A 21981-nucleotide genomic window follows, 5' to 3' on the forward strand; every position below is an offset into this window, starting at 1 on the left:
CATCGCTCCCGGCAAGCCGATGCAGAACGGCTATGCGGAGTCGTTCAACGGTCGCATGCGCGACGAGCTGCTCAACGAGACCCTGTTCATGAGCCTCGATCATGCGCGCGTCACCATCGCTGCTTGGGCCAAGGACTATAACGAGCAGCGGCCGCACTCAGCCCTTGGATACGAAACCCCAGCGGCGTTCGCCGCCGAACTGAACAAGCAATGGCCTGTTCCGCTGCGCCCTTCGGGCGCCGCTCAACAGGCCATTGCTTCACCTGCGCCCATGCGCAACAACTGCGGCCAGGCTCTAATCCCCGCTGGATGAAATCAGGGGGTCAGGTCACCATATCTGGGGAATGGGGGTACCCCCGGGGTGGGATCTGGCTGGGCAGGGATCGGACGGGTGGCAGCTGGTCTTTGCTAGGTGCAAAGCAGTTGGTGCGTGGCTCCCTCTGACGGGATGTCCGCTAAATGTCCGTCCCAGCCGACCCTATGGCTCTTTAAAACCATCTAAATTATTGAAAAAAATGGTGAACGCATTTGAGTTCGAACCTGCGACCTACTGATTAAGGGGCAGCCTCACATTCAACGGTATTTGAAGGGCGCCCTTTATAAGAAAAGTGCCTCCCCCGGGGGTCCGAGGTTTGCCGCAAAATCGACGCGGCCCAATTTCATTAAAAGGGCAAACAGCGCTTACCAGAAAGTAGAGCCGAAAGTAGGGCCAGCATTTCTCTTTTCTAGAGAAACGTCATTTTTCATATATTTAGGGATACACATTGGCGGAGAGGGTGGGATTCGAACCCACGGTACCCGTAAAGGCACAACGGTTTTCGAGACCGTCCCGATCGACCACTCCGGCACCTCTCCGCGACGTGCGCCGGACGGTGGCTGGGCCGCTGTCCGGGTCGAGGGGCGGCGTATAGCGGAGGGGACGGGGCCTGCCAAGCCCGGCTTTGCGGCATTTTGAACAGGCGTGCGCGACACCACTACCCCTTCACGTCAGCGCGCGACGTCCTATATTGCAGTTGCATGATGCCCGACTGGAAATCGATGATCGCCCGCGCCGCCCCCGAAGCCTCCGTTGAAACGCCGACCCCGGCGACCTTCACCATTGGCGATGTGGTGCAGCACCGGGTGTTCGCCTTCCGCGGTGTGATCTTCGATGTCGATCCGGTGTTCAACAACACCGAGGAATGGTGGCAATCCATCCCCGAAGCAATCCGGCCCCACAAGAACCAGCCGTTCTACCATCTGTTCGCCGAGAACGAGGAATCGGCCTATGTCGCCTATGTCAGCCAGCAGAATTTGCTGCCTGATGGCGAAGGCGATCCGATTGGCCACCCGGGCGTGACGCAGATGTTTACCGGCCGGGTGAACGGCCGCTACCAATTGCGCGATCAGATCCGCAATTAAATCCGCTTCGCCACCGCGATGGCGGTGCGGCAGCCGGCGCGGATGATGGATTCGAGCACCGGAAAGGCTCCGCCACCAGTATGGGCGGCCGCCGCCTCGCGGTGCTCCACTTCGTCGGCGCGATAATCGTCGATCATCGCTTTCAATTCCGGGTCGCTGCCGTCAGCCAGCGCTTCGGTCTGCTCGCCATAATGTTCGTCGATCACGGTTTCGACCGCTTCGGTGCAGGCCATCGCCGCCTTCGGCCCCAGCAGCGCGGTGCCGGCACCCAGCGCAAAGCCGGCGACATGCCAGAACGGCCCGAACACTGTGGGCCGCACGCCGCGCCGCGCCATAACGGTATTCATGCCATCCAGATGCCGTTGCTCCTGGTGCGCCATGTGGCGGATTTCGCCGGCCATGGCATGGCGGCCGCCCATCACGGCCAGTTGCCCGGCATAGATGCGCGCCGCGCCGGTTTCGCCGGCCTGATCGACACGGATCATGGCGCGCGTATCGGGGCGGCGATCACCGGGCAGGTGACGGCGGGGCTCTATCGGGGTTTCAGGATCAGCCATGTGGCGGCTCCAACCAGAATCAGGGAGACGATGAAATTCCACCCTGCCATGGAAATTCCGAACATTTGCCATGGTATGGCGTCGCAGCGCACCAGCGGTTGCGCCAATATGTCGGCCATCATCGATTTGGCGTCGCCGGCCACCGGTGGTGCCGTGCAGCGGGTGAGGCCCTGCCACCATTTCTGCTCCACCCCGGCATGAAACAGGGCGATGCCGGCGTTGCTTGCAAGGCCGAGGATGGCCACCCAGGCCGTTGCCGTCACTGCCGGGGCCATCGCTGGCTGACGGCGCGCCACCATGCCCAGCAGCAGCGCATCGGCTGCGAAGAAAGCCGTGGCCATCAGTGCCCAGCGTTGCCACCAACACATCTCGCACGGCACCAGACCGCCGATCATCTCAAAGCCGTATGCGCCAGCCAGCAGCGCCAGGCTGCCAGTCAGCACCAATGCCGGCCCTTCAGAACGCATAGCGGACAACGACAAAACCACCCACAAACAGCGCCGTGGCGGCTATCGCCAGCGCGTTGAAATAGCGATCGATCAGCACCTGCGCCTGCGCGCCGAACCGCTTCAGCACCAGCGCCACCAGGAAAAACCGCCCGCCGCGGCCCAGGATCGAGGCCGCAATCAGCACTGGGATCGACAGCGATACTGAACCGGCGGCAATGGTCGCCACCTTGTAGGGGATCGGCAGAAAGGCAAACGCCAGCATCCACAGGAAGCCATTGGCCTTGATATCGGCGGCAAAGGCCACGAACTTGTCCTCATAGCCATACAAGGACAGCAGCGGCACGCCGATCGTCTGATAGAGTACGGCGCCGATCACATAGCCCAACAGCGCGCCCGCCACCGAAGCGACCGTGGACACCGCTGCATAGCGCAAAGAGCGTTCCGGCCGCGCGATCGACATCGGGATCTGCATGACATCGGGCGGCACCGGGAAGAAGCTGCTGTCAGCAAAGCTGATGCCCGCCAGCCAGCGTTCGGCTCCGGGGCCGGCGGCCTTGGCTAAGGTCCAATCATAAAGGCGGCGCAACACGGGCGGCGAAATCCTTCGCGGATGAAATCTGCCTCAGGGCTTAGCCGGCGTGTGTGACAGGTGCAATCACCGCGAGGCGGTGCGCGGCGCTGCCCCAGCGGCTTGCCCCGGGACTGGGCCAGCCACCTGCACCGCTGGCAGCGCGGGCGGTGCCAACCGACCCAAAAGCCGGATGGCATAATCCTGCTGATAATCCAGCACGCCCTTGGCCTTCAGATCCTCGGCCTTGGCCAGGAAGCGCGGATCGGCCTGGCCGTCCTGCTCGACCAGCTTGGCGGTGGCGTCCTTGATCTCGTTGATCAGATGCTTCTTCAAATCAGCTTCGCGCAGCGGCTTGCGTTCGGAAACGCGCGCGTCGGAAAGCTGCGGCACCTGGATATCGGGTTCGATGCCGTTTTCCTGGACGCTGCGGCCCGATGGCGTGAAATACCGCGCCGTCGTCAGCCGCAACGCGGTTTCGGCGGAAAGCGGATAGACGGTCTGCACGCTGCCCTTGCCGAAGCTGCGCTGGCCAAGCACGATGGCGCGGCGGTGATCCTGCAGCGCGCCGGCCACGATCTCGGCGGCCGAGGCACTGCCTTCATCCACCAGCACCACCACCGGCTTGCCATCGGTCAGATCACCGGCCTTGGCGAAATAGCGATCAATATCGTTCTTGGCGCGGCGGCGTTCCGAAACCACTTCGCCGGCATCGAGAAACACGTCCGACACCTTTATGGCTTCATCAAGCAGGCCGCCGGGATTGGACCGCAGATCGACGACATAGCCAACCACGCCGGCGCCCAGCTTGGCCTTGATGCCTTCAACAGCGGCACGCGTTGCCTCACCGGTCTTGTTGTTGAACGTGGAAATGCGGATGAGGCCAACATTGCCGCGCGTTTCCCACTTCACCGGCTTGATCACCACCACTTCGCGGGTGAGGGTGAATTCCAGCGGCTTGGGCTCGCCCTGGCGCACAATGGTCAGCTTGATCTTGGTGCCGGCGAGCCCACGCATCTTGTCGACCGCTTCGTTCAGCGTGCCGCCATAGATCAGTTCATCATCAAGGTGGGTGACATAGTCCCCGGCCTTGATGCCGGCCTTGGCTGCCGGCGTGTCATCGGTGGGCGTCACCACCTTCACCGCACCGTCTTCGGAAGTGACGGTGAGGCCAAGGCCCGAATATTCGCCATCGGTCGTCTGCTTCAGATTGGCGTAATCGCGGCCATCCAGATAACCGGAATGCGGATCAAGGCTGGACAGCATGCCATTGATGGCACCGCGGATCAGCGTCTTGTCGTCCACCTTGTCCACATAGGTCACGCGCACCCGCTCGAACACGTCCATCAACGCGTCGAGTTCCTTGTAGGTATCGGTTTCGGCGGCGGCCTGCACGGCGGCATAGGCCGGCACCAGCGCCAAAGCCGCCAGCGGCAGCGCAATCTTCCAGCTCTTGTTCAGGCTCATCGGACAGCAGACTCACGCATGAATAGGATCAGAGGATAACAGAAGTGACACACAGCGCTACTCCCTGCGGCCTTTCGGGCCGCTGAACCGAATTTCACTCGCGGTGATAGGGGTGGCCATCAAGGATGGAGAGCGCGCGATACAGTTGCTCGGCCAGCATGGCACGCACCAGCATGTGCGGCCAGGTCGCCCGGCCAAAGCCCAGCAGCAGATCGGCCTTGTCCCGGGTGGCGGCATCATGGCCATCGGCGGCGCCGATCAGGAAGCGCGTTTCCCGCACCCCATCATCACGCCAGCGCGCCAGCAGGGCGGCCAGATCGGTGGAGGGCAGATCACGGCCGCGTTCATCCAGCGCCACGGTGCGGCTGGGCCCGAGATGAATGCCGAACAGCGGCCAGGGCGCGGTGTCGCCAATTTCCGTCACCACCAGCCGGCCGCGCAGCCGCTGCGCATAACGTTCTACCAGCTCAGCTTCCGGCGATTGGCCGATGCGGCCGCGCGCGATGATGTGCAGCTTCACCGCTCAGCGCGGGGTGGCGACCGAGTCGTCGGGCCTTGGGCCATCAATCGGCGCGAAAGCCGGCGACGGGTTGGGTGCATCATCCAGGCCCCACATCTTTTCCAGATTGTAGAAGGCGCGCACATCCGGGCGGAACAGGTGAACGATGATGTCCCCGCAGTCGATCAGCACCCAGTCCGCCGCCGGCAAACCCTGGACACGGGCGGTGCGGCGGAAATCGGCCTTCATCTTGTCGGCGATCTTCACCGCCATCGATGCCACCTGCCGGCCACTGCGGCCGCTGGCGATCACCATGAAATCGGCAATGCTGGTCTTGCCAGCCAGCGGGATGGAAACGGGATCCACGGCCTGATCATCGTCAAGGCTCTTCATGATCATGGCGTGGAGCTCGTCCACGCGGTCAGTCTTGGTCAAACGAACGTGCCTTTTCATCAAATCGGGCATCTGTGGCCCAGCCGGGATCGGCGCTGCGGATCTCTGTAGCCGATACCGGCCGCAAACGGGAGTGCAAGCTGATTATCGCCGGCAGAGCGGCCTGCGTCCAGCGGGAAGGCTTGGCTGGCGACCAGCCGGACCAGCTCAGCGCCGGGGCGCCAAGCAGCGAAACGCCGGGGCGCGGCACGACGGCGAGCGGCACGGCACGCAGGAAATGCCGCCAGCGGCGCCAGCGGTGCAGTTCGGCAAGGATGTCACTGCCGGCCAGCCAGACGAACTGGTGCTGCGGGAAGCGGCGCTGCAAGGCCGCCACCGTATCAACGGCAAAACGCGTGCCGAGCTGTTCCTCCAGTGCGGTCACCTTGATGCGCGGGTGGCGGGCGACGGCCTTCGCCCGTGCCACCCGTGTGGCCAGTGGCGCCATGCCGGCTGCTGATTTCAACGGGTTGAGCGGCGAAACCAGCCACCAGACCTCATCCAGCCGCAACTGCTGCAGCGCCACCAGGCTGATATGCCGGTGGGCGCGGTGCGCCGGATTGAAGCTGCCGCCCAGAAGGCCGATGCGGGCCATCAGGGCCGAACCTGGCCCGACCCACGCACGACAGTCTTGAAGATCGTCAAGCCCTCCAGCGCCACCGGGCCGCGGGCGTGCAGGCGGCCCGTCGCGATGCCGATTTCGGCACCAAAGCCGAATTCCCCGCCATCGGCAAACTGGGTGGAGGCATTGTGCAGCACGATGGCCGAATCGACACGTGCAAGGAACCGCTCGGCCACGGCGGCATCTTCGGTCACGATCGAATCGGTGTGCTGGCTGCCGTGGGCGGCGATATGGGCGATGGCGCCATCGACGCCGGTGACTTCGGCAACGCTGGCGATGGCGTCGAGATATTCAGTGTCCCAGTCCTCAGGCGCGGCGGGTTTCACACGTGCATCCAGCGCCTGCACCGCTGCATCGCCGCGCACTTCGCACGGCCCCGCCAGCAGCGCCGTCACCAGTCGCTGCTTCAGCGCAGCGGGCGCCGCAGCATCGATCAGCAGCGTCTCCATCGATCCGCACACCGCCGTGCGGCGCAGCTTGCTGTTGATCACGATTGCCACGGCCTTTTCGGGATCGGCGCTGGCATCGACATAGACATGATTGATGCCATCAAGGTGGGCCAGCACCGGCACCCGGGCTTCGGCTTGCACGCGCGCCACCAGCCCCTTGCCGCCGCGCGGGATGATCACGTCGATCAGGCCGTGCGCGGCCAGCATCTCGCCGACCAGCGCCCGGTCGCCGGCCGGCACCATCTGGACGGCGGCGGCCGGCAGGCCGGCTTCGCGCAGGCCGTGGGCCATGCAATCCAACAGCACGGCGTTGGACCGCGCCGCTTCCGAACCGCCGCGCAACAGGCAGGCGTTGCCGGCCATCAGGCACAAGGCAGCGGCATCGGCCGTCACGCCCGGCCGGCTTTCATAGATGATGCCGATGACGCCCAGCGGCACCCGCACGCGCTCGAACTGCAGGCCATTGGGTTGGCTCCAGCGCGCGATCACCGCGCCCACCGGATCTGCAAGGCCGGCAACCGCCGCGACACCGCCGGCAACCGCCGTGACACGGCCGGCATACAGCGCCAGCCGATCGACCAGTGCCGGCGACATTCCGGCCGCTTTTGCCGCCGCCACATCGGCGGCATTGGCGCTCAGCAGCTCTTCACTGCGGGCCCGGATCGCATCGGCCGCCGTGCGAATCGCCAGCGCCTTCTGCGCGGTCGGCGCTGCGGCCAGCGTCGGCAGGGCCAGCCGCGCCGCGCGGGCCATGTCGGCAATCAGGCTCATATCAGCACCAGGTGATCAGCATGGACAAGGGCCGCACGCGGCGCATAGCCCAATACCGGGCCTTGCGCTTCATTGCGCAAACCCATGATCTTGCAGGCATCTTCGGCATCATAGCCAGCAAGCCCGCGGCCGAGCAGTTCGCCTTCAGAACCCATGATCGCCACCACGTCACCGCGCTTGAACCGCCCATCCACACCGCGCACACCAGCGGCGAGCAACGACGCGCCGCGCTTCAGCGCCACAGCAGCGCCGGCATCAACCACCAGCGCACCAGCCACCGTGATTCGCCCGGCCAGCCAGGCCTTGCGGCCCTTGGCCGCGCGCGGCGGCAGGAAAAGCGTTCCACCACAATGGGTTGCAAAATGGGTCAACGGCCGTTCCACCCGGCCGTCGCAGATCGCCAGCGCGATGCCGGCAGCACCGGCCATGCGTGCGGCGAGCAATTTTGCCGCCATGCCGCCCGAACCCATGCCCGATCGGGTTTCGCCGGTTGCCATCGCCATGATGTCGGGGGTGAGCGACTTCACCACCGACAGGCGTTGCGCGGTGGGTTCGGTGGCCGGATTGGCGGTGTAGAGACCATCAACGTCGGACAGCAGGATCACCCCGCTCGCCCCCGCCGCCTGGGCCGCCCGCGCCGCCAGCCGATCATTGTCGCCAAAGCGGATTTCGGTGGTGGCCACCGTGTCATTCTCATTCAGCACTGGCACCGCGCCCAGATCGAGCAGGCGGGCAATGGTGGCCGCGACGTTGAGATAGCGCCGCCGGTCTTCCAGATCGCCCAGCGTCAGCAGCACCTGTGCCGCCGTCAGGCCCTGTGCGGCCAGCAAGGCTTCCCATACGCCCGCCAGTGCCACCTGCCCGACGGCAGCAGCGGCCTGCGCGTCTTCAAGGCTGGCGCGGCCGCCCTTTTCCAGGCCCAGCCGACGCGCGCCCAAGGCAATGGCGCCGGACGACACAATGACGATCTGCTGGCCCTGTTGGCGGCGCTCGGCGATATCGGCGACCATGCCGGCCAGCCACTCGCTGCGCACCGCGCCCGCTGCATCCAAAAGCAGGGACGAGCCGATCTTTACCACCAGCCGCGGGCAGCTGGCAGGGTCGAACTGGCGAGCCGGGATGGCCTCTAGAGCGGCGACCACGATTTGTCCGATCCCACCTTCATCGCCTGCGCGCGGCCGGCGATCTCCATCAGCTTGTCGAGCACCGGCTCGACGCCCTGCGTAGTGGCGGCGCTGACGGTGTAGACAAGCTGACCGCTCGCATTTTCCAGCGCACGCTTCTTGGCGGCCAAAGCCTGCGGCGTGACCAGATCGACCTTGGACAGAGCGAGAATCTCCGGCTTGCTTTCAAGCCCGCCGCCATAGGCCGCCAGTTCTTCGCGCACCACGCGCCATTGGTCGACCGGGCCAGGCTGGCTGGCATCGACCAGGTGCAGCAGCACGCGGCAGCGCTCGATATGGCCAAGGAAGCGATCACCGATGCCCACACCATCGGCGGCGCCGGCGATGAGGCCGGGAATATCGGCCATCACCAGTTCCTGGCCCTTGTGGGCGACAACGCCCAGCTGCGGCTTCAGCGTCGTGAAGGCATAATTGCCAACCTTGGCCTTGGTGTTGGAAATGGCATTGATCAGGCTGGACTTGCCGGCGTTCGGCTGCCCGACCAAGCCGACATCGGCCAGCAGCTTCAGCCGCAGCCAGATCCACATTTCCTTGCCCGGAAAACCGGCCTGGAACTGGCGCGGAGCGCGGTTGGTACTGGTCTTGTAGTGGTCGTTGCCCTTGCCGCCGTCGCCGCCCTTCATCAGGATGGCGCGCTGGCCAACGCGGGTCATGTCGACGATCAACGTGCGGTCTTCATCATCGGCCAGAATCTGCGTGCCCACCGGCACCTTGATCAGCAGATCATCGCCGCCCGGCCCGGTGCGGTTGCGGCCCATGCCGTGGGCGCCGCGCTTGGCCTTGAAATGCTGGGTGTAGCGGAAATCGATCAGCGTATTGAGGCCGTCGACACATTCGAAGATGATGTCGCCGCCCTTGCCGCCGTCGCCGCCATCGGGGCCGCCATATTCCACGAACTTCTCGCGCCGGAACGACACGGCCCCATCACCCCCGGTACCGGAGGCAACGAAAATCTTGGCCTGATCGAGAAAGTGCATGGTTAGGGTCCAAACAAAAAAGGAGCCGGTCGCCCAGCTCCCCTTTTTTCAAGCGGAAAAGAGCCGGGCTTATTCAGCCGCGAGCGGTTCCGCCACCGGGTTGACCGACACATATTTGCGGCCAAGCTTACCGGTGTGGAATTCCACGGTGCCGGTTTCCAGCGCATACAAGGTGTGATCCTTGCCGATGCCGACATTGCGGCCGGCATGCGTGGGGGTGCCACGCTGACGGATGATGATGGTGCCGGCGTTTACAGCCTGGCCGCCGAAGCGCTTCACGCCAAGGCGCTTGCTTTCCGAATCGCGGCCGTTCCGGGACGAGCCGCCTGCTTTCTTGTGAGCCATGGTGGGTTGCTCCCTTTACGCGACGGTCAGGCGACCGAGGTGATCTTGATGACAGTCAGCTGCTGGCGGTGGCCATTGCGGCGGCGATAATTGTGGCGACGCTTCTTCTTGAAGATGATGATCTTGTCACTCTTGGTCTGAGCCACGATTTCGGCCTTCACGGCACCACCCATGGTGAGCGCGGCGCCTTCGCCGGTCATCAGGGTTTCGAGGGCGACGGCAGTGCCGGCTTCCCCTTCGATCTTTTCGACGATGATCTTGTCACCATCGGCGACCCGGTATTGCTTACCGCCGGTGCGCACCACTGCGAACATGGTTGGAGCCTTGAGGTTAGAAGTTTCAAACAAGTCGCGGCGCCAGAATCAGGTGATTCCGGCCCCGAACGAAGGCGCGGCACTAGAGGATGGTCCAAATCTTGTCAACGCCGGCATTGCAGGGCCGCTCATGCGTTGCGGGCGGCTTCGGCACGTTTGCCAGCGCGTGCCCTCTTTTGCGGCGCTGCAACTTGATGCACAAGGGTAGGCAGTGACCCGCCGCCGTCTCCTGTTGATCGTCGCTGCCTTCGTGGCCGGCGGCATTGCCATGCTCAGCCTGTATGATCCGGCAATTGATCCGCAAGCGGCCGCAGCGCTGGCCGATCGGCTGGCCACCGAATATCATCGCCAATCCGGCAACCCGCGCGCCGCTTTTGCCGCCCGCGAGGGCCGGCAATGGGCCGATGGTTGGGAATTCCGCTGGCGCTATCGTCCGTGCCCGGAATTCGCCTCGCTGCGCGTGTGGATCAGCCGCAACGGCCGCCGCGCCAGCTATGCCGAGTTCCCCGACTGCGCTCCAGTCACCGGCCTGCCGGCCGATCCGCGCAAGACCTGAACGAAAAAGGCCGGCCCGCTTTCGCGGACCGGCCTTGTTCTTGCCCGAAGGCGGGCCCGTTCAGGCCGCGCCAATGGCGTGCTGTGCAATCATGCAATAAAGCATGGGGAACGACAGCAGGAAGTTGGTGCGCGAAAAGATCATCGCGGTGGTACCAGCCTTGGCCTTCTGCTCCGGCGTGCCATCCACGATGCCCAGCGCAATCTTCTGGTTCGGCCAGATCAGGAACCACACGTTGAAGGCCATGATCAGGCCCAGCCACATGCCCAGACCGATCACGCGCTGGCCCTCCTGGAAGGTGAGGCCCTCAATCAGGTTGGCACCGGAAAGGCCGATGCCGGCCACTACGGTGAGCAGCGAACCGTGGCGGAAATAGAGCAACGCCTTGGGGGCGATATACTTGGTCACGCCCGGCTTCAACTCGGCCGGAACCGACGGCATGGTCGGGATCTGCACAAAGTTGAAATAATAGAGCAAGCCGATCCACAGGATGCCGGCCCAGACGTGGATGACGCGCAGGAAACCAGCCACCCACGAACCGGCGTCTGCCGCGATCAGTCCGCCATGGAAGGCGACAATGACGGCAACCATTGCCAGCAGTCCGATCAACAGCGCGTTGGAGAGTTTGCCTAGTATTGCAGCCATGGTTGAATGCCCCGAAAAATTGCAGTTGGGCACCCTATAGGCGACCGGAACGCTCTTGTTAACCCCGATGCGACACCCCTTGCTGCATCTGTGCAACTGGCGTATAGGGCCGCTCGTTCCTGCATGGCTGATGGTTTGCAGGCTGCGCCGCTCCGCTGCGCAGCACCCAAACCGCTTGTCCGTGTGTTTGCCCTTGTCACCGGAGTCGCCTTTCCTTGGTCCAGACCGATCTTGATGCCCGCCTCACGGCCATCATCGCCCCCGTTGTGGCGGCGATGGGGCTTGATCTGGTGCGCGTCATGCTGTCGGGCCAGCCGGGCAGCCTCACCCTGCAGGTGATGGCCGAAGACCCGGCCACCGGCCAGTTGACCATCGATCAGTGCGCTCGCCTGTCCCGCGCGCTCGATCAGCCGCTTGATGAAGCGGATCCGATCGCCGGAGAATATGCGCTGGAAGTGTCCTCGCCCGGGATCGACCGCCCACTCACCCGCGCCAAAGATTGGCAGGACTGGGCCGGCCATGAAGTGCGCCTGAAACTGGAGCCAAAGGTGGACGGCCGCGCCCGCCTGCACGGCGAAATCATGGGCCTTGATGGCGAGGACGCGCTGGTGAAAATGAAGGGCAGCACCCTGGAAGGCGACAGCGTGCTGCGCTTGCCCCTGTCCCACATCAGCGGCGCCAAGCTCGTGCTGACCGACCGACTGATTGCTACAACCAAACCGCTGGACCCCACCGGGGCCGACGAAATCATCGAAAGCAGCCCCGATGGTGCTGCCGTCAACGACAATGAAATCTCCACGGAGGATTGAGATGGCCACCGCAACTGCCCTCACCGCCAACCGCGCCGAACTGCTGGCTATTGCCGATGCCGTCGCCCGCGAAAAATCAATCGATCGCGCCATCGTGATCGAGGCGATGGAAGACGCCATCCAGCGTGCCGCCCGTGCCCGCTATGGTGCCGAAAACGACATCCGCGCCAAGATCGATCCCAAGTCCGGTGAAACCCGCTTGTGGCGCGTGCTGGAAGTGGTGGAAGAGCCGGAAGATTTCTTCAAGCAGATCAGCCTGAAGGATGCACTGAAGAAGGACAAGACCGCCGAACTGGGCAGTTTTGTCGTCGATCCGCTGCCGCCAGTCGAATTCGGCCGCATTGCCGCGCAAGGTGCCAAGCAGGTGATCGTGCAGAAGGTGCGCGATGCCGAGCGTGAGCGCCAGTATGAAGAATTCAAGGACCGTCAGGGCGAGATCATCACCGGCGTCGTCAAGCGCGCCGAGTTCGGCCACGTGGTGGTCGATCTGGGCAAGGCCGAAGGCGTCATCCGCCGCGACCAGCAGATCCCGCGCGAAGTGCTGAAGCCAGGTGACCGCGTGCGCAGCTTGATCCTGTCCGTCCGCCGCGAGCCCCGTGGGCCGCAGATCTTCCTGTCCCGCGCCCACGGCGATTACATGAAGAAGCTGTTCGCCCAGGAAGTGCCGGAAATCTATGACGGCATCATCGAAATCATGGCCGTCGCCCGCGATCCGGGCAGCCGCGCCAAGATCGGCGTGATCAGCCGCGATGGCTCGATCGATCCGGTTGGCGCCTGCGTCGGCATGAAGGGCAGCCGCGTGCAGGCCGTCGTGCAGGAATTGCAGGGCGAAAAGATCGACATCATCCCCTGGTCGCCCGACACCGCCACCTTCGTGGTCAACGCGCTGCAGCCGGCGGAAGTCACCAAGGTCGTGCTTGATGAAGAAGAAGGCCGCATCGATGTGGTGGTGCCCGACGATCAGCTCAGCCTGGCCATCGGCCGCCGCGGCCAGAACGTGCGCCTGGCGTCGGCGCTGACCGGCAAGCAGATCGACATCATGACCGAAGCCGATGAAAGCGAGCGCCGGCAGAAGGAATTCGTCGAGAAATCCGAACTGTTCCAGACCGAGCTGGACGTTGATGAAACGCTGGCCCAGCTGCTGGTTGCCGAAGGCTTCTCCGAACTGGAGGAAGTCGCCTATGTTGATCTGGCCGAAGTCGCCAGCATCGAAGGCTTTGACGACGATCTGGCCACCGAACTGCAGAACCGCGCTGTCGAGGCGCTGGAGCGCCGCGAAGCCGCTGCCCGTGAAGAACGGCGTGGCCTGGGCGTGGAAGACGATGTCGCCGCCATCGAAGGTCTGACCGAAGCCATGCTGGTGGTGCTCGGCAAGAAGGGCATCAAGACGCTTGATGACCTCGGCGATCTGGCCACCGACGAACTGGTCGGCCGTTCGGGATTGCTCAAGGAATTCAGCCTGTCGGATGATGATGGCAATCGCATCATCATGGCCGCCCGCGCCCACTGGTTCGCCGAGGAGGACGCGTCGGCGGATGGAAACCAATGATCGCCTGAATCCGGCATCTCCGGACACGCGTCAGGACAGCGGCAAGGATAGCTCCGAACGCCGCTGCATCCTGTCGGGCGAGTCTGCCCCGCGCACAGGCCTGATCCGGCTGGCGCTGGGGCCGGACGGCCAGGTTGCGGCCGATTGGTCGGAACGGCTTCCCGGCCGCGGCGCGTGGATCACGGCCGACAAGGCGCTGTTTGATTCAGTGGCAGCAAAGGGCCGGCTGCGCGGCGCGCTGGCGCGGGCGTTCAAGGCCAACAGCTTCACTCTGCCCGACGATCTGGCAGACCGCATCACGGCGACCCTGCAGCAACGGATGCTGAACCGGCTGGGGCTGGAAAAGCGCGCCGGTACGTTGATCCTGGGCGGCGACCGGGTGCGTGAGGCGCTGGCCAAGGGCAAGGTATTTGCGGTACTGCACGCCGGCGATGCCCGGCCCGACGGCAGCGATCGGATCGATGGCATGGCCCGCGCTGTTGGTGAATCTTTGGGCGAGGATATTCCGCACCGCCGGGTGCCGATCGCGCGCGACGCGCTGTCGGCTGCGCTGGGGCGGGACAATGTGGTACATATGGCTCTGCTGGATCAGGGCGCTGCCACCCGCGTACTGGCCGATCTGGATCGACTGACGGGATTTTGTGGCCCGCAAACCACAAGTGAAACGGCAAATGAAGTGGTGGCAGATGCAACAGAGGTTGCCCTAAACACCGGCGAAAGGCATTAGGCGGCGGACTATGAGTGACGACAACAAACCCAAGCTTGGCACGCGTGCCCCCCTCGGTCTGAACAAGGCCGTCGCGGTCGGGCAGGTCAAGCAGACCTTCAGCCACGGCCGTTCCAAACAGGTCGTGGTGGAAGTGAAGCGCGCCCGTGTGCTGCATCGTCCGGGCGACGCCGCGCCGGAGCCAACCCCGGCACCCGCCCCCGCTCCCGCTCCTGCCCCGGCTGCCGTTACGCCGGCACCGGCACCGCGCCCGGCTGCCCCGGCCCCGGCCCCAGTTGCCGCTGCGCCTGCTGCTGCGGCCGAACCGGCCCCTCTCCCGTCGGCGCCGCGCCCGCCAACACCGCCGCCAGTGATGTTCAGTCCTGTGGAGCGCGCACCGCTGCCGCCCAAGCCGGAAGCCAAGGCGCCGGAACCAACCGCTCCTGCTCCCGAAACCAAGGTCGAGCCGGCACCCGTACCGCAAACCAAGGCGGCTGCACCGCCCGCCCCGGCTGCCCGTCCGGCCGCTGGCGCCGCCCGCCCTGGCCAGCCCGCGCGGCCAGCACAGGGTCAGGCCGCTGCACCGCAGCGCCCGCGCATGACGCCGGCCGAAATGGCCGCGCTCTACGCGCGCCAGGCTGAAGAAGATCGCCAGCGCCTGCTGGAAGAAGTCCGCATCCGCGAAGATCAGGAACGCGCCGCCCGCGAAGAGGAAGAGCGCCGCCGGATCGAGGAAAAGCGCCACCGCGAGGAAGAACTCGCCACCCGGCCCGATCCGCAGCCGGACGCCGATGGCGGCATGGTCATCCCCACCGACGTCAGCGATGACGACGATGACAGCATGCGCGTGCGCATCATTCCGGGCCGCAAGCCGGAAGCCGCCAAGCCGTCGCGCCCGAAACTGGGCGATGATCGCCGCAAGGCCGGCAAGCTCACCGTTACCCGCGCGCTGGATGATGAAGGCAACACCCGCGTGCGCAGCCTTGCCGCGCTGCGCCGGGCCCGCGAGAAGGAACGCGGCCGCCTTGGCAGCCAGGCCAAGCAGGTGCGCGATGTGACCGTGCCTGACATGATCACCGTGCAGGAACTGGCCAACCGCATGGCCGAACGCACCGGCAATGTGGTGCGCTTGCTCGCCCGCCTTGGCGTGCCGTCAGCCGCCGTTGACGAAATCGATCAGGACACCGCCGAACTGGTGCTGACCGAATTCGGCCACAACATCGTGCGCGTTTCGGAAAGCGACGTCGAAAAAGGCATGGTCGGCGAAGTCGATGTCGACAAGGATCTGGCGTTCCGTCCGCCGGTCGTCACCATCATGGGCCATGTCGATCACGGCAAGACCAGCCTGCTTGACTCCTTGCGCGGCACCAACGTGGTGAAGGGCGAGGCCGGTGGCATCACCCAGCATATCGGCGCCTATCAGGTGACCACCAAGGACAAGCAGAAGATCACCTTCCTCGACACGCCCGGTCACGAGGCCTTTACCTCGATGCGCGCGCGTGGCGCCAGCATCACCGATATCGTGGTGCTCGTGGTGGCGTGGGACGACGGCATCATGCCGCAAACCATTGAAGCCATTCAGCACACCAAGGCGGCCGGCGTGCCGATGATCGTGGCCATCAACAAGATGGACAAGCCCGGCGCCGATGCCGCCCGCATCCGTACTGCCCTGCTGCAACAGGATGTGCAGGTGGAAGAAATGGGCGGCGACGTGATGGACGTGGAAATCTCCGCCATCAAGAAGACCGGCCTTGATGATCTGCTGGAGAAAATCCTGCTGCTCGCAGAAGTCAGCGAACTGAAGGCCAACCCGGATCGTCCGGCCGAAGGCACCGTGATCGAAGCCAAGCTCGACAAGGGCAAGGGTCCGCTCGCCACCGTTCTGGTGCGGCGCGGCACGCTGAAGCGCGGCGACATCTTCGTGATGGGCCAGGAATGGGGCCGCGTGCGCGCCATGGTCGATGACAAGGGCGAAACGGTGAAGGAAGCCGGTCCGTCGACCGCAGTCGAAGTGCTCGGCCTTGGCGGAGTCCCGCAGGCCGGCGATATCGTGACCGTGGTGGAAAACGAAGCCCGCGCCCGCGAAGTGGCCGAATATCGTGCTGGCGTTGCCACCGCCGCCCGCACCGCCGGCAACGGCCCGGCCAATCTGGAAGACATGTTCTCGGTGCTGCGCGCCAAGAAGGTCCAGGAATTCCCGCTGGTGATCAAGGCCGATACGCAAGGCTCGGCCGAAGCCATCGCCGGTGCGGTGTCGAAGGTCGGCAATGATCTGATCCGCGCCAAGGTGCTGCTGGCCAGCACCGGCGGCATCACCGAAAGCGATGTCACCCTGGCCAAGGCCTCGGGCGCACCGGTGATCGGTTTCAACGTCCGTGCCAATGCCAAGGCCCGCGAAATCGCCCAGCGCGATGGCGTGGCGCTGAAATATTACGACGTTATCTATGATCTGATCGATGATGTGAAGGCCGGCATGGCGGGCCAGCTCGGCCCCGAGGCGTTCGAAACGGTCGTGGGCCGCGCCCAGGTGCTGGACGTGTTCCAGGCCGGCAAGATCGGCAAGGCCGCCGGCCTGCGCGTCACCGAAGGCTATATCAAGAAGGCGCTGCGTGCCCGCGTCATGCGCGACGATGTCATCATCTACACCGGTTCCATCGCCTCGCTGCGCCGCTTCAAGGAGGATGTGACCGAAGTGAAGGTGGGCCTGGAATGCGGTATCACGCTGGCGGATTCGTCGGACGTGAAGGCCGGCGACATCGTCGAAACCTACGAAGTGGAAATGAAGGAACGCAATCTTTAACGGTTGCGCCTTGGGGGCAGGCCCGCCCTGCCCCCGCCACTGCCGCCCTTGATTGGGCCCACCCTTAACCGGGAGGAGTATCGTCTTGGTCCGTTCCACACCCGACGCGCAAGGCCGTCCGATCCGCCTGCAGCGCATCGGCGAGCAGGTGCGCCACGCTCTGGCCGAAATCATCGCGCGCGGTGATCTGCGCGACGAGATCATCACCCGCACCATCATTTCCGTGTCTGAAGTGCGCGTCACGCCCGATCTGCGGCAAGCCACCGTGTTCGTGAAAGCCTCCAACGGTGATGACGAAGCCGTGGTGAAGGCGCTGGGCCAGCACCGCGGCTGGCTGCGCGGCGAAGTCGCCAAGCGGCTGGCGACGAAATACACGCCCGATCTCAGCTTCCGCCGCGACGACAGTTTTGACGCCGGCGCCCGTATCGATGAAGTGCTGCGCCGCCCCGAAATCGCCCGCGACCTGCCGCCCGCCGGCACAGTCCAGCCGTGGAAGAGCCTGGCCGATTCCATGGATGATGATGTCGGCGACGATTGACGCCACCGCGATCAACGGCTGGATCATCCTCGACAAGCCGCTCGGCCTGACCAGCGCGCAGGGTGTGGCGGCGGTAAAGCGTATCTTGCGTGCGCATGGCCTGCCCGTCCCACGCATCGGCCACGGCGGCACGCTCGATCCGCTGGCCACCGGCGTGCTGCCGATCGCCTGCGGCGAGGCCACCAAGCTGGCCGGTCGCATGCTCGATGCCGCCAAGGGCTATGAATTCACTGTCAGCTTCGGCAGCCAGACCAGCACGTTGGATGCTGAAGGGGAGGTGGTGGCGACCAGCGACGTGCGCCCCACGGCGGAACAGATCACGACCATCTTGGCCGCCTTCATCGGCCCAATCGATCAGGTGCCGCCGGCCTATTCAGCGCTGAAGGTGAACGGCAAGCGTGCCTATGCCCTCGCCCGAGCCGGCGAAGAGGTGATTCTCGCCACCCGCCACATCACGGTGCACCGCCTTGATCTGGTTGCCACCACGCCGGACAGTGCGACATTCTCCTGCCGCGTGTCCAAGGGCACCTATATCCGCAGCCTCGCCCGCGACATTGCCATCACACTCGGCTCCGTTGGCCATGTCACCATGCTGCGCCGCACCCAATCAGGGCCATTCAGCCTTCAACAGGCGATATCACTGGACAAACTGGCCGAACTGGTGCAGGGGCGCACGCTTGAACAGGCAGTTTTGCCGCTGATGACAGGGCTGGACGACATCCCGGCTCTTGCCATCACGCCAGAGGAGGCGGCGGCGCTCAAACAAGGGCGCAAGCTTCTCGGGCACCCAGCCAGCAACGGCACCCATTTGGCAAGCCTCGGTTCTGTTCCCGTGGCGCTTGTCGAAGCCCAATCGGGCGAGGTGCGGGTGTTGCGCGGGTTCAACCTTGATTGAAGGAGTAACACGATGTCGGTGACCGCCGAAAAGAAAGCCGAAATTATCAGCAGCAATGCTCGCGCCGCCAACGACACCGGTTCGCCGGAAGTTCAGGTGGCGATTTTGACCGAACGCATCACCAATCTGACCGAGCATTTCAAGACCCACGCGAAGGATAATCACTCGCGCCGTGGTCTGCTCGTTCTGGTGAACACACGCCGTTCGCTGCTGGATTATCTGAAGAAGAAGGATGCAGCGCGTTATACCGCGCTGATCACCAAACTGGGCCTTCGCAAGTAAGCCCAGCCAGTTTTCGAACGGCCCCCAAAGCGGGGCCGTTCGTTTATCTGCCCCGCCGCGAATGAGCGCGCCGGGTGCAGCCGTCGCCACGAAGGGCGGCACACCGCAAGGGGCGTTCGGCAATAGGGCCGCAGCGCTCAGGAAAGAAGACCATGTTTACCATCCACAAAGAAGAACTGAACTGGGGCGGCCGCACGCTGACCCTGGAAACCGGCCGCATTGCCCGTCAGGCCGATGCCGCCGTGGTCGCCACGCTGGGCGAAACCGTTGTCCTGTGCGCCGTCACCGCCGCCAAGAGTGAGAAGGAGGGCCAGGATTTCTTCCCGCTCACCGTCCACTATCAGGAAAAATATTCCGCTGCCGGCCGTATCCCCGGCGGCTTCTTCAAGCGCGAGCGCGGCGCCACTGAGCATGAAACGCTCACCAGCCGCCTGATCGATCGTCCGATCCGCCCGTTGTTCCCGGAAGGTTTCTACAACGAAATCAACGTGATCGCTCATGTGCTGAGCTATGATGGCGAAGCCGAAGGCGATATCCTGGCGCTGATCGCGGCGTCTGCCGCCCTCACCCTGTCCGGCGTGCCCTTCATGGGCCCGATCGCCGGTGCGCGCGTCGGCTACATCGACGGCGAATATGTGCTCAACCCGACCAAGACCCAAGTCAAGGAAGGCGCGCTCGATCTCGTTGTCGCCGGTACCAGCGACGCCGTGATGATGGTCGAATCCGAAGCCAAGGAGCTTTCGGAAGAGGAAATGCTGAACGGCGTGATGTTCGCGCACCGCAGCATCCAGCCGGTGATCGATGCCATCATCCGCCTCGCCGAGAAGGCCGCCAAGGATCCGTGGGATCTGGCCATCACGGACGACAAGGCCATGCTGGCGACGCTCAAGAAGGCCATCGGCAAGGACATCGACGCCGCCTATCGCCTGTCGGGCAAGTCGGCTCGCCAATCGGCGCTGGCCGAAGCCAAGAACAAGGCCAAGGCCGTGTTCGCCGACGGCACCCCGCAGGAGCAGATGAAGGCCGGCAAGCTGTTCAAGAAGCTTGAAGGCAACATCGTGCGCGGCGCGATCCTGAAGGAAGGCCGCCGTATCGATGGCCGCGACACCAAGACGGTGCGCCCGATCGAAGCGATGGTGGGCTTCCTGCCGCGCACCCATGGTTCGGCGCTGTTCACCCGCGGCGAAACCCAATCCATCGTCACCACCACGCTTGGCACTGCCGATGCGGAACAGATGATAGATGGTCTGGATGGCCTGCGGTATGAACGCTTCATGCTGCACTACAACTTCCCCCCCTATTCGGTGGGTGAAGTCGGCCGCTTCGGCGCGCCGGGCCGCCGCGAAATCGGTCACGGCAAGCTGGCATGGCGCGCTCTGCACCCGCTGCTGCCGGCGAAGGAAGAGTTCCCCTACACGATCCGCGTGCTGTCCGACATCACCGAGTCCAATGGCTCGTCGTCGATGGCCACGGTCTGCGGTGGTTCGCTGGCGCTGATGGATGCCGGTGTGCCGCTCAAGCGCCCGTGCGCCGGCATCGCCATGGGCCTGATCCTCGAAGGCAAAGACTTCGCCGTGATCAGCGACATCCTGGGTGATGAAGATCACTTGGGTGACATGGACTTCAAGGTGGCCGGTACGTCTGATGGCGTCACGTCGCTGCAGATGGACATCAAGGTCGCCGGCATCACCGAGGAGATCATGCGTGTCGCCCTGGCCCAGGCCAAGGAAGGCCGTGCGCACATCCTCGGCGAAATGGCCAAGGCGCTGGACAGCACCCGCGAAGGTCTGTCGGCCCATGCCCCGCGCATCGAATCGATGAGCGTGCCGAAGGACAAGATCCGCGACATCATCGGCACTGGCGGCAAGGTGATCCGCGAGATCGTCGCCACCACCGGCGCCAAGGTCGACATCGAAGACGATGGCACCGTGAAGATCTCGTCGAGCGATCCGGCCCAGATCGAAGCCGCCCGCAACTGGATCATCGGCATCGTTGCCGAACCGGAAGTTGGCAAGATCTACACCGGCAAGGTCGTCAAAATGGCCGATTTCGGTGCGTTCGTGAACTTCATGGGCGCCCGCGATGGCCTGGTGCACATCTCGGAAATCATGAACGACCGCGTGGCCAATGTCCGCGACGTGCTGAGCGAAGGCCAGCAGGTCAAGGTCAAGGTGCTCGGCGTCGATGATCGCGGCAAGGTGCGTCTGTCGATGCGCTTGGTCGATCAGGAAAGCGGCGAAGAACTGCCCGATACGCGCCCGCCGCGTGAAGGTGGCGACGACCGCCCGCCGCGTGGCGACCGTGGTCCGCGCCGTGACGGCGATCGTGATCGTGGCCCACGCCGCGATGGCGACCGTGGCCCGCGTCGCGACGGCGGTGGTGATCGTGGCCCGCGCCGCGATGACCGCGCCCCGCGCGCTGACCGCGACGGCGGCGACAAGGGCGGTGACGCCGGCGGCCTGCCGAACTTTCTGACCGGCGGCGACGACTGACACCGCTGGCCCGTTGGCCAAACGAAAGGGGCCGCGCTTCACCCGAAGCGCGGCCCTTTTTCGTGGCGCGAAGGATTTACCGCGCTGGCTGCGTTGTAGGGTTTGTGGGCGGCAGGGACCGCGCCACCCAAACCCAAGGGAGCGTTGACCATGCGGATCACGATTGCCATTTCGGCCTTGGCATTTCACCTTGCCACCCCGGCCTTCGCCCAGAGTGTTGGCCCGGTTTCCAGCACGACGACCATCACCCGCGATCCTGACGCCGGTACGTTCAGCCGCGACACCAGCGTCACGCGCGCGCGGGATGGTGCCGTTGCCACCAGCAGCACTGATCGCACCCGCACCGAAACCGGCTTCACCAGCGACACCAGCCGCACCGGTTTCGCTGGCCGCACCGCCAGCCGCGACTATGAGCGCACCCGCACGGCAAGCGGCTATACCGAAAGCGGCAGCATCACCCGCCCGAACGGCCGCAGCTATGGCCTGAACGGCAGCCGGGTGCGGACCGACAACGGCTTCACCCGTGATCGCGCCCTCACCAACGCCGACGGCGCCACCGTGGCCAGTCGCAATGTTGCCGTTGCCCGTCCCGATGGCCAGGTGACGCGCACCGCTACCCGCACCGGGCCGCGTTCTGGTGGACAGCACGGCGGTCGCGGTCGGCGCGGCTGATC

At 64.7% G+C, this 21981-nt stretch carries 25 protein-coding genes and 1 tRNA gene; 12 read left to right on the forward strand and 14 right to left on the reverse strand.

Going from position 1 to position 21981, the window contains the following annotated elements; translation table 11 throughout:
- Window positions 1–313: integrase core domain-containing protein (locus tag G566_RS0103150; RefSeq protein ID WP_029131188.1), on the forward strand; the 313-nt coding region annotated here is incomplete at its 5' end.
- A 452-nt stretch (window positions 314–765) separates the two neighbouring features.
- Here the strand turns inward: G566_RS0103150 and G566_RS0103155 are convergent.
- Window positions 766–855: transfer RNA gene (locus G566_RS0103155), tRNA-Ser, on the reverse strand.
- 165 nt (window positions 856–1020) lie between these two features.
- Between G566_RS0103155 and hspQ the strand changes: the two genes are divergently transcribed.
- Window positions 1021–1401, forward strand: a complete 381-nt coding sequence (gene hspQ / locus G566_RS0103160; RefSeq protein ID WP_419185336.1) for a heat shock protein HspQ — start codon at window positions 1021–1023, stop codon at window positions 1399–1401.
- On the opposite strand, the gene G566_RS0103165 is transcribed toward hspQ, so the two are convergent.
- The 12 genes from G566_RS0103165 to rplU all read right to left on the reverse strand — a co-directional run bounded on the left by G566_RS0103165 (window position 1398) and on the right by rplU (window position 10035).
- Window positions 1398–1958, reverse strand: a complete 561-nt coding sequence (locus G566_RS0103165) for a demethoxyubiquinone hydroxylase family protein (protein WP_022679233.1) — start codon at window positions 1956–1958, stop codon at window positions 1398–1400. The two genes, hspQ and G566_RS0103165, sit on opposite strands and share 4 nt — an antisense overlap.
- The gene (locus G566_RS0103170; protein ID WP_022679234.1) at window positions 1934–2425 is read right to left on the reverse strand and encodes a disulfide bond formation protein B; all 492 of its coding nucleotides are present in this window, start codon (window positions 2423–2425) and stop codon (window positions 1934–1936) included. Before G566_RS0103170 ends, G566_RS0103165 begins: the two co-directional genes overlap by 25 nt.
- Window positions 2415–2996, reverse strand: coding sequence for a YqaA family protein (locus tag G566_RS0103175; RefSeq protein WP_022679235.1), 582 nt, complete (start codon window positions 2994–2996; stop codon window positions 2415–2417). The genes G566_RS0103170 and G566_RS0103175 overlap by 11 nt, the downstream gene beginning before the upstream one ends.
- 66 nt (window positions 2997–3062) lie before the next feature.
- Window positions 3063–4442: a S41 family peptidase gene (locus tag G566_RS0103180; protein ID WP_022679236.1), complete on the reverse strand. Its 1380-nt coding sequence runs from the start codon at window positions 4440–4442 to the stop codon at window positions 3063–3065.
- A gap of 94 nt (window positions 4443–4536) precedes the next feature.
- Window positions 4537–4962 carry a 23S rRNA (pseudouridine(1915)-N(3))-methyltransferase RlmH gene (locus G566_RS0103185; RefSeq protein WP_022679237.1) on the reverse strand — a complete coding sequence of 142 codons (426 nt, stop codon included), beginning with the start codon at window positions 4960–4962 and terminating at the stop codon, window positions 4537–4539.
- A gap of 3 nt (window positions 4963–4965) precedes the next feature.
- Window positions 4966–5340, reverse strand: a complete 375-nt coding sequence (gene rsfS, locus G566_RS13355) for a ribosome silencing factor (protein WP_029131191.1) — start codon at window positions 5338–5340, stop codon at window positions 4966–4968.
- A gap of 22 nt (window positions 5341–5362) precedes the next feature.
- Window positions 5363–5968, reverse strand: coding sequence for a nicotinate-nucleotide adenylyltransferase (locus tag G566_RS0103195; RefSeq protein ID WP_022679239.1), 606 nt, complete (start codon window positions 5966–5968; stop codon window positions 5363–5365).
- Complete coding sequence (locus G566_RS0103200) at window positions 5968–7215, reverse strand: glutamate-5-semialdehyde dehydrogenase (protein ID WP_022679240.1); 1248 nt, start codon at window positions 7213–7215, stop codon at window positions 5968–5970. Before G566_RS0103200 ends, G566_RS0103195 begins: the two co-directional genes overlap by 1 nt.
- Window positions 7212–8357 carry a glutamate 5-kinase gene (gene proB / locus G566_RS0103205; RefSeq protein ID WP_022679241.1) on the reverse strand — a complete coding sequence of 382 codons (1146 nt, stop codon included), beginning with the start codon at window positions 8355–8357 and terminating at the stop codon, window positions 7212–7214. The genes G566_RS0103200 and proB overlap by 4 nt, the downstream gene beginning before the upstream one ends.
- Entirely contained in the window at window positions 8342–9376 is a 1035-nt protein-coding gene (obgE, locus tag G566_RS0103210; protein WP_022679242.1) for a GTPase ObgE, read from the reverse strand. The genes proB and obgE overlap by 16 nt, the downstream gene beginning before the upstream one ends.
- Before the next feature lie 69 nt (window positions 9377–9445).
- The gene (rpmA, locus tag G566_RS0103215; RefSeq protein WP_022679243.1) at window positions 9446–9721 is read right to left on the reverse strand and encodes a 50S ribosomal protein L27; all 276 of its coding nucleotides are present in this window, start codon (window positions 9719–9721) and stop codon (window positions 9446–9448) included.
- Window positions 9722–9747: 26 nt separating this feature from the next.
- Window positions 9748–10035 (reverse strand): 50S ribosomal protein L21, encoded by a 288-nt coding sequence (rplU, locus tag G566_RS0103220; RefSeq protein WP_022679244.1) that lies wholly within the window; start codon window positions 10033–10035, stop codon window positions 9748–9750.
- Window positions 10036–10246: 211 nt separating this feature from the next.
- On the opposite strand from rplU, the gene G566_RS0103225 reads away from it, so the two are divergent.
- A complete protein-coding gene (locus tag G566_RS0103225) occupies window positions 10247–10591 on the forward strand; it encodes a hypothetical protein (protein ID WP_022679245.1) in 345 nt (114 codons plus the stop codon).
- Window positions 10592–10651: 60 nt separating this feature from the next.
- On the opposite strand, the gene G566_RS0103230 is transcribed toward G566_RS0103225, so the two are convergent.
- Entirely contained in the window at window positions 10652–11236 is a 585-nt protein-coding gene (locus G566_RS0103230; protein ID WP_022679246.1) for a urate hydroxylase PuuD, read from the reverse strand.
- A 215-nt stretch (window positions 11237–11451) separates the two neighbouring features.
- Here G566_RS0103230 and G566_RS0103235 point away from each other — a divergent pair, with 215 nt between their 5' ends.
- The 9 genes from G566_RS0103235 (at window position 11452) to G566_RS0103275 (ending at window position 21979) form a co-directional block, all read left to right on the forward strand.
- Complete coding sequence (locus G566_RS0103235; RefSeq protein WP_022679247.1) at window positions 11452–12045, forward strand: LSm family protein; 594 nt, start codon at window positions 11452–11454, stop codon at window positions 12043–12045.
- 1 nt (window position 12046) lies between these two features.
- Window positions 12047–13594 (forward strand): transcription termination factor NusA, encoded by a 1548-nt coding sequence (nusA, locus tag G566_RS0103240; RefSeq protein ID WP_022679248.1) that lies wholly within the window; start codon window positions 12047–12049, stop codon window positions 13592–13594.
- Complete coding sequence (locus G566_RS13360; RefSeq protein ID WP_022679249.1) at window positions 13581–14321, forward strand: DUF448 domain-containing protein; 741 nt, start codon at window positions 13581–13583, stop codon at window positions 14319–14321. Before nusA ends, G566_RS13360 begins: the two co-directional genes overlap by 14 nt.
- A gap of 10 nt (window positions 14322–14331) precedes the next feature.
- Complete coding sequence (gene infB / locus G566_RS0103250) at window positions 14332–17100, forward strand: translation initiation factor IF-2 (protein WP_022679250.1); 2769 nt, start codon at window positions 14332–14334, stop codon at window positions 17098–17100.
- 85 nt (window positions 17101–17185) lie between these two features.
- Window positions 17186–17638 (forward strand): 30S ribosome-binding factor RbfA, encoded by a 453-nt coding sequence (gene rbfA / locus G566_RS0103255; protein WP_022679251.1) that lies wholly within the window; start codon window positions 17186–17188, stop codon window positions 17636–17638.
- Window positions 17622–18533 carry a tRNA pseudouridine(55) synthase TruB gene (truB, locus tag G566_RS0103260; RefSeq protein WP_022679252.1) on the forward strand — a complete coding sequence of 304 codons (912 nt, stop codon included), beginning with the start codon at window positions 17622–17624 and terminating at the stop codon, window positions 18531–18533. The genes rbfA and truB overlap by 17 nt, the downstream gene beginning before the upstream one ends.
- A gap of 12 nt (window positions 18534–18545) precedes the next feature.
- Entirely contained in the window at window positions 18546–18815 is a 270-nt protein-coding gene (gene rpsO, locus G566_RS0103265) for a 30S ribosomal protein S15 (protein ID WP_022679253.1), read from the forward strand.
- A 152-nt stretch (window positions 18816–18967) separates the two neighbouring features.
- Window positions 18968–21307 carry a polyribonucleotide nucleotidyltransferase gene (gene pnp, locus G566_RS0103270; RefSeq protein WP_022679254.1) on the forward strand — a complete coding sequence of 780 codons (2340 nt, stop codon included), beginning with the start codon at window positions 18968–18970 and terminating at the stop codon, window positions 21305–21307.
- A gap of 150 nt (window positions 21308–21457) precedes the next feature.
- Window positions 21458–21979, forward strand: a complete 522-nt coding sequence (locus tag G566_RS0103275; RefSeq protein WP_022679255.1) for a hypothetical protein — start codon at window positions 21458–21460, stop codon at window positions 21977–21979.
- Window positions 21980–21981: the final 2 nt, after the last annotated feature.

The organism is Sandarakinorhabdus limnophila DSM 17366, assembly GCF_000420765.1.
Lineage (GTDB): Bacteria > Pseudomonadota > Alphaproteobacteria > Sphingomonadales > Sphingomonadaceae > Sandarakinorhabdus > Sandarakinorhabdus limnophila.

What these genes read in the sequence shown, in the direction of transcription:
- pnp (WP_022679254.1), top strand. Translation starts at nt 18,968, where the DNA reads ATGTTTACCATCCACAAAGAAGAACTGAACTGGGGCGGCCGCACGCTG.
- hspQ (WP_419185336.1), top strand. Translation starts at nt 1,021, where the DNA reads ATGCCCGACTGGAAATCGATGATCGCCCGCGCCGCCCCCGAAGCCTCC.
- G566_RS0103180 (WP_022679236.1), bottom strand. Translation starts at nt 4,442, where the DNA reads ATGAGCCTGAACAAGAGCTGGAAGATTGCGCTGCCGCTGGCGGCTTTG.
- G566_RS0103275 (WP_022679255.1), top strand. Translation starts at nt 21,458, where the DNA reads ATGCGGATCACGATTGCCATTTCGGCCTTGGCATTTCACCTTGCCACC.
- G566_RS0103170 (WP_022679234.1), bottom strand. Translation starts at nt 2,425, where the DNA reads ATGCGTTCTGAAGGGCCGGCATTGGTGCTGACTGGCAGCCTGGCGCTG.
- rsfS (WP_029131191.1), bottom strand. Translation starts at nt 5,340, where the DNA reads ATGATCATGAAGAGCCTTGACGATGATCAGGCCGTGGATCCCGTTTCC.
- G566_RS0103195 (WP_022679239.1), bottom strand. Translation starts at nt 5,968, where the DNA reads ATGGCCCGCATCGGCCTTCTGGGCGGCAGCTTCAATCCGGCGCACCGC.
- G566_RS13360 (WP_022679249.1), top strand. Translation starts at nt 13,581, where the DNA reads ATGGAAACCAATGATCGCCTGAATCCGGCATCTCCGGACACGCGTCAG.
- rpmA (WP_022679243.1), bottom strand. Translation starts at nt 9,721, where the DNA reads ATGGCTCACAAGAAAGCAGGCGGCTCGTCCCGGAACGGCCGCGATTCG.
- G566_RS0103165 (WP_022679233.1), bottom strand. Translation starts at nt 1,958, where the DNA reads ATGGCTGATCCTGAAACCCCGATAGAGCCCCGCCGTCACCTGCCCGGT.
- obgE (WP_022679242.1), bottom strand. Translation starts at nt 9,376, where the DNA reads ATGCACTTTCTCGATCAGGCCAAGATTTTCGTTGCCTCCGGTACCGGG.
- G566_RS0103200 (WP_022679240.1), bottom strand. Translation starts at nt 7,215, where the DNA reads ATGAGCCTGATTGCCGACATGGCCCGCGCGGCGCGGCTGGCCCTGCCG.
- G566_RS0103230 (WP_022679246.1), bottom strand. Translation starts at nt 11,236, where the DNA reads ATGGCTGCAATACTAGGCAAACTCTCCAACGCGCTGTTGATCGGACTG.
- rpsO (WP_022679253.1), top strand. Translation starts at nt 18,546, where the DNA reads ATGTCGGTGACCGCCGAAAAGAAAGCCGAAATTATCAGCAGCAATGCT.
- rplU (WP_022679244.1), bottom strand. Translation starts at nt 10,035, where the DNA reads ATGTTCGCAGTGGTGCGCACCGGCGGTAAGCAATACCGGGTCGCCGAT.
- truB (WP_022679252.1), top strand. Translation starts at nt 17,622, where the DNA reads ATGTCGGCGACGATTGACGCCACCGCGATCAACGGCTGGATCATCCTC.
- nusA (WP_022679248.1), top strand. Translation starts at nt 12,047, where the DNA reads ATGGCCACCGCAACTGCCCTCACCGCCAACCGCGCCGAACTGCTGGCT.
- infB (WP_022679250.1), top strand. Translation starts at nt 14,332, where the DNA reads ATGAGTGACGACAACAAACCCAAGCTTGGCACGCGTGCCCCCCTCGGT.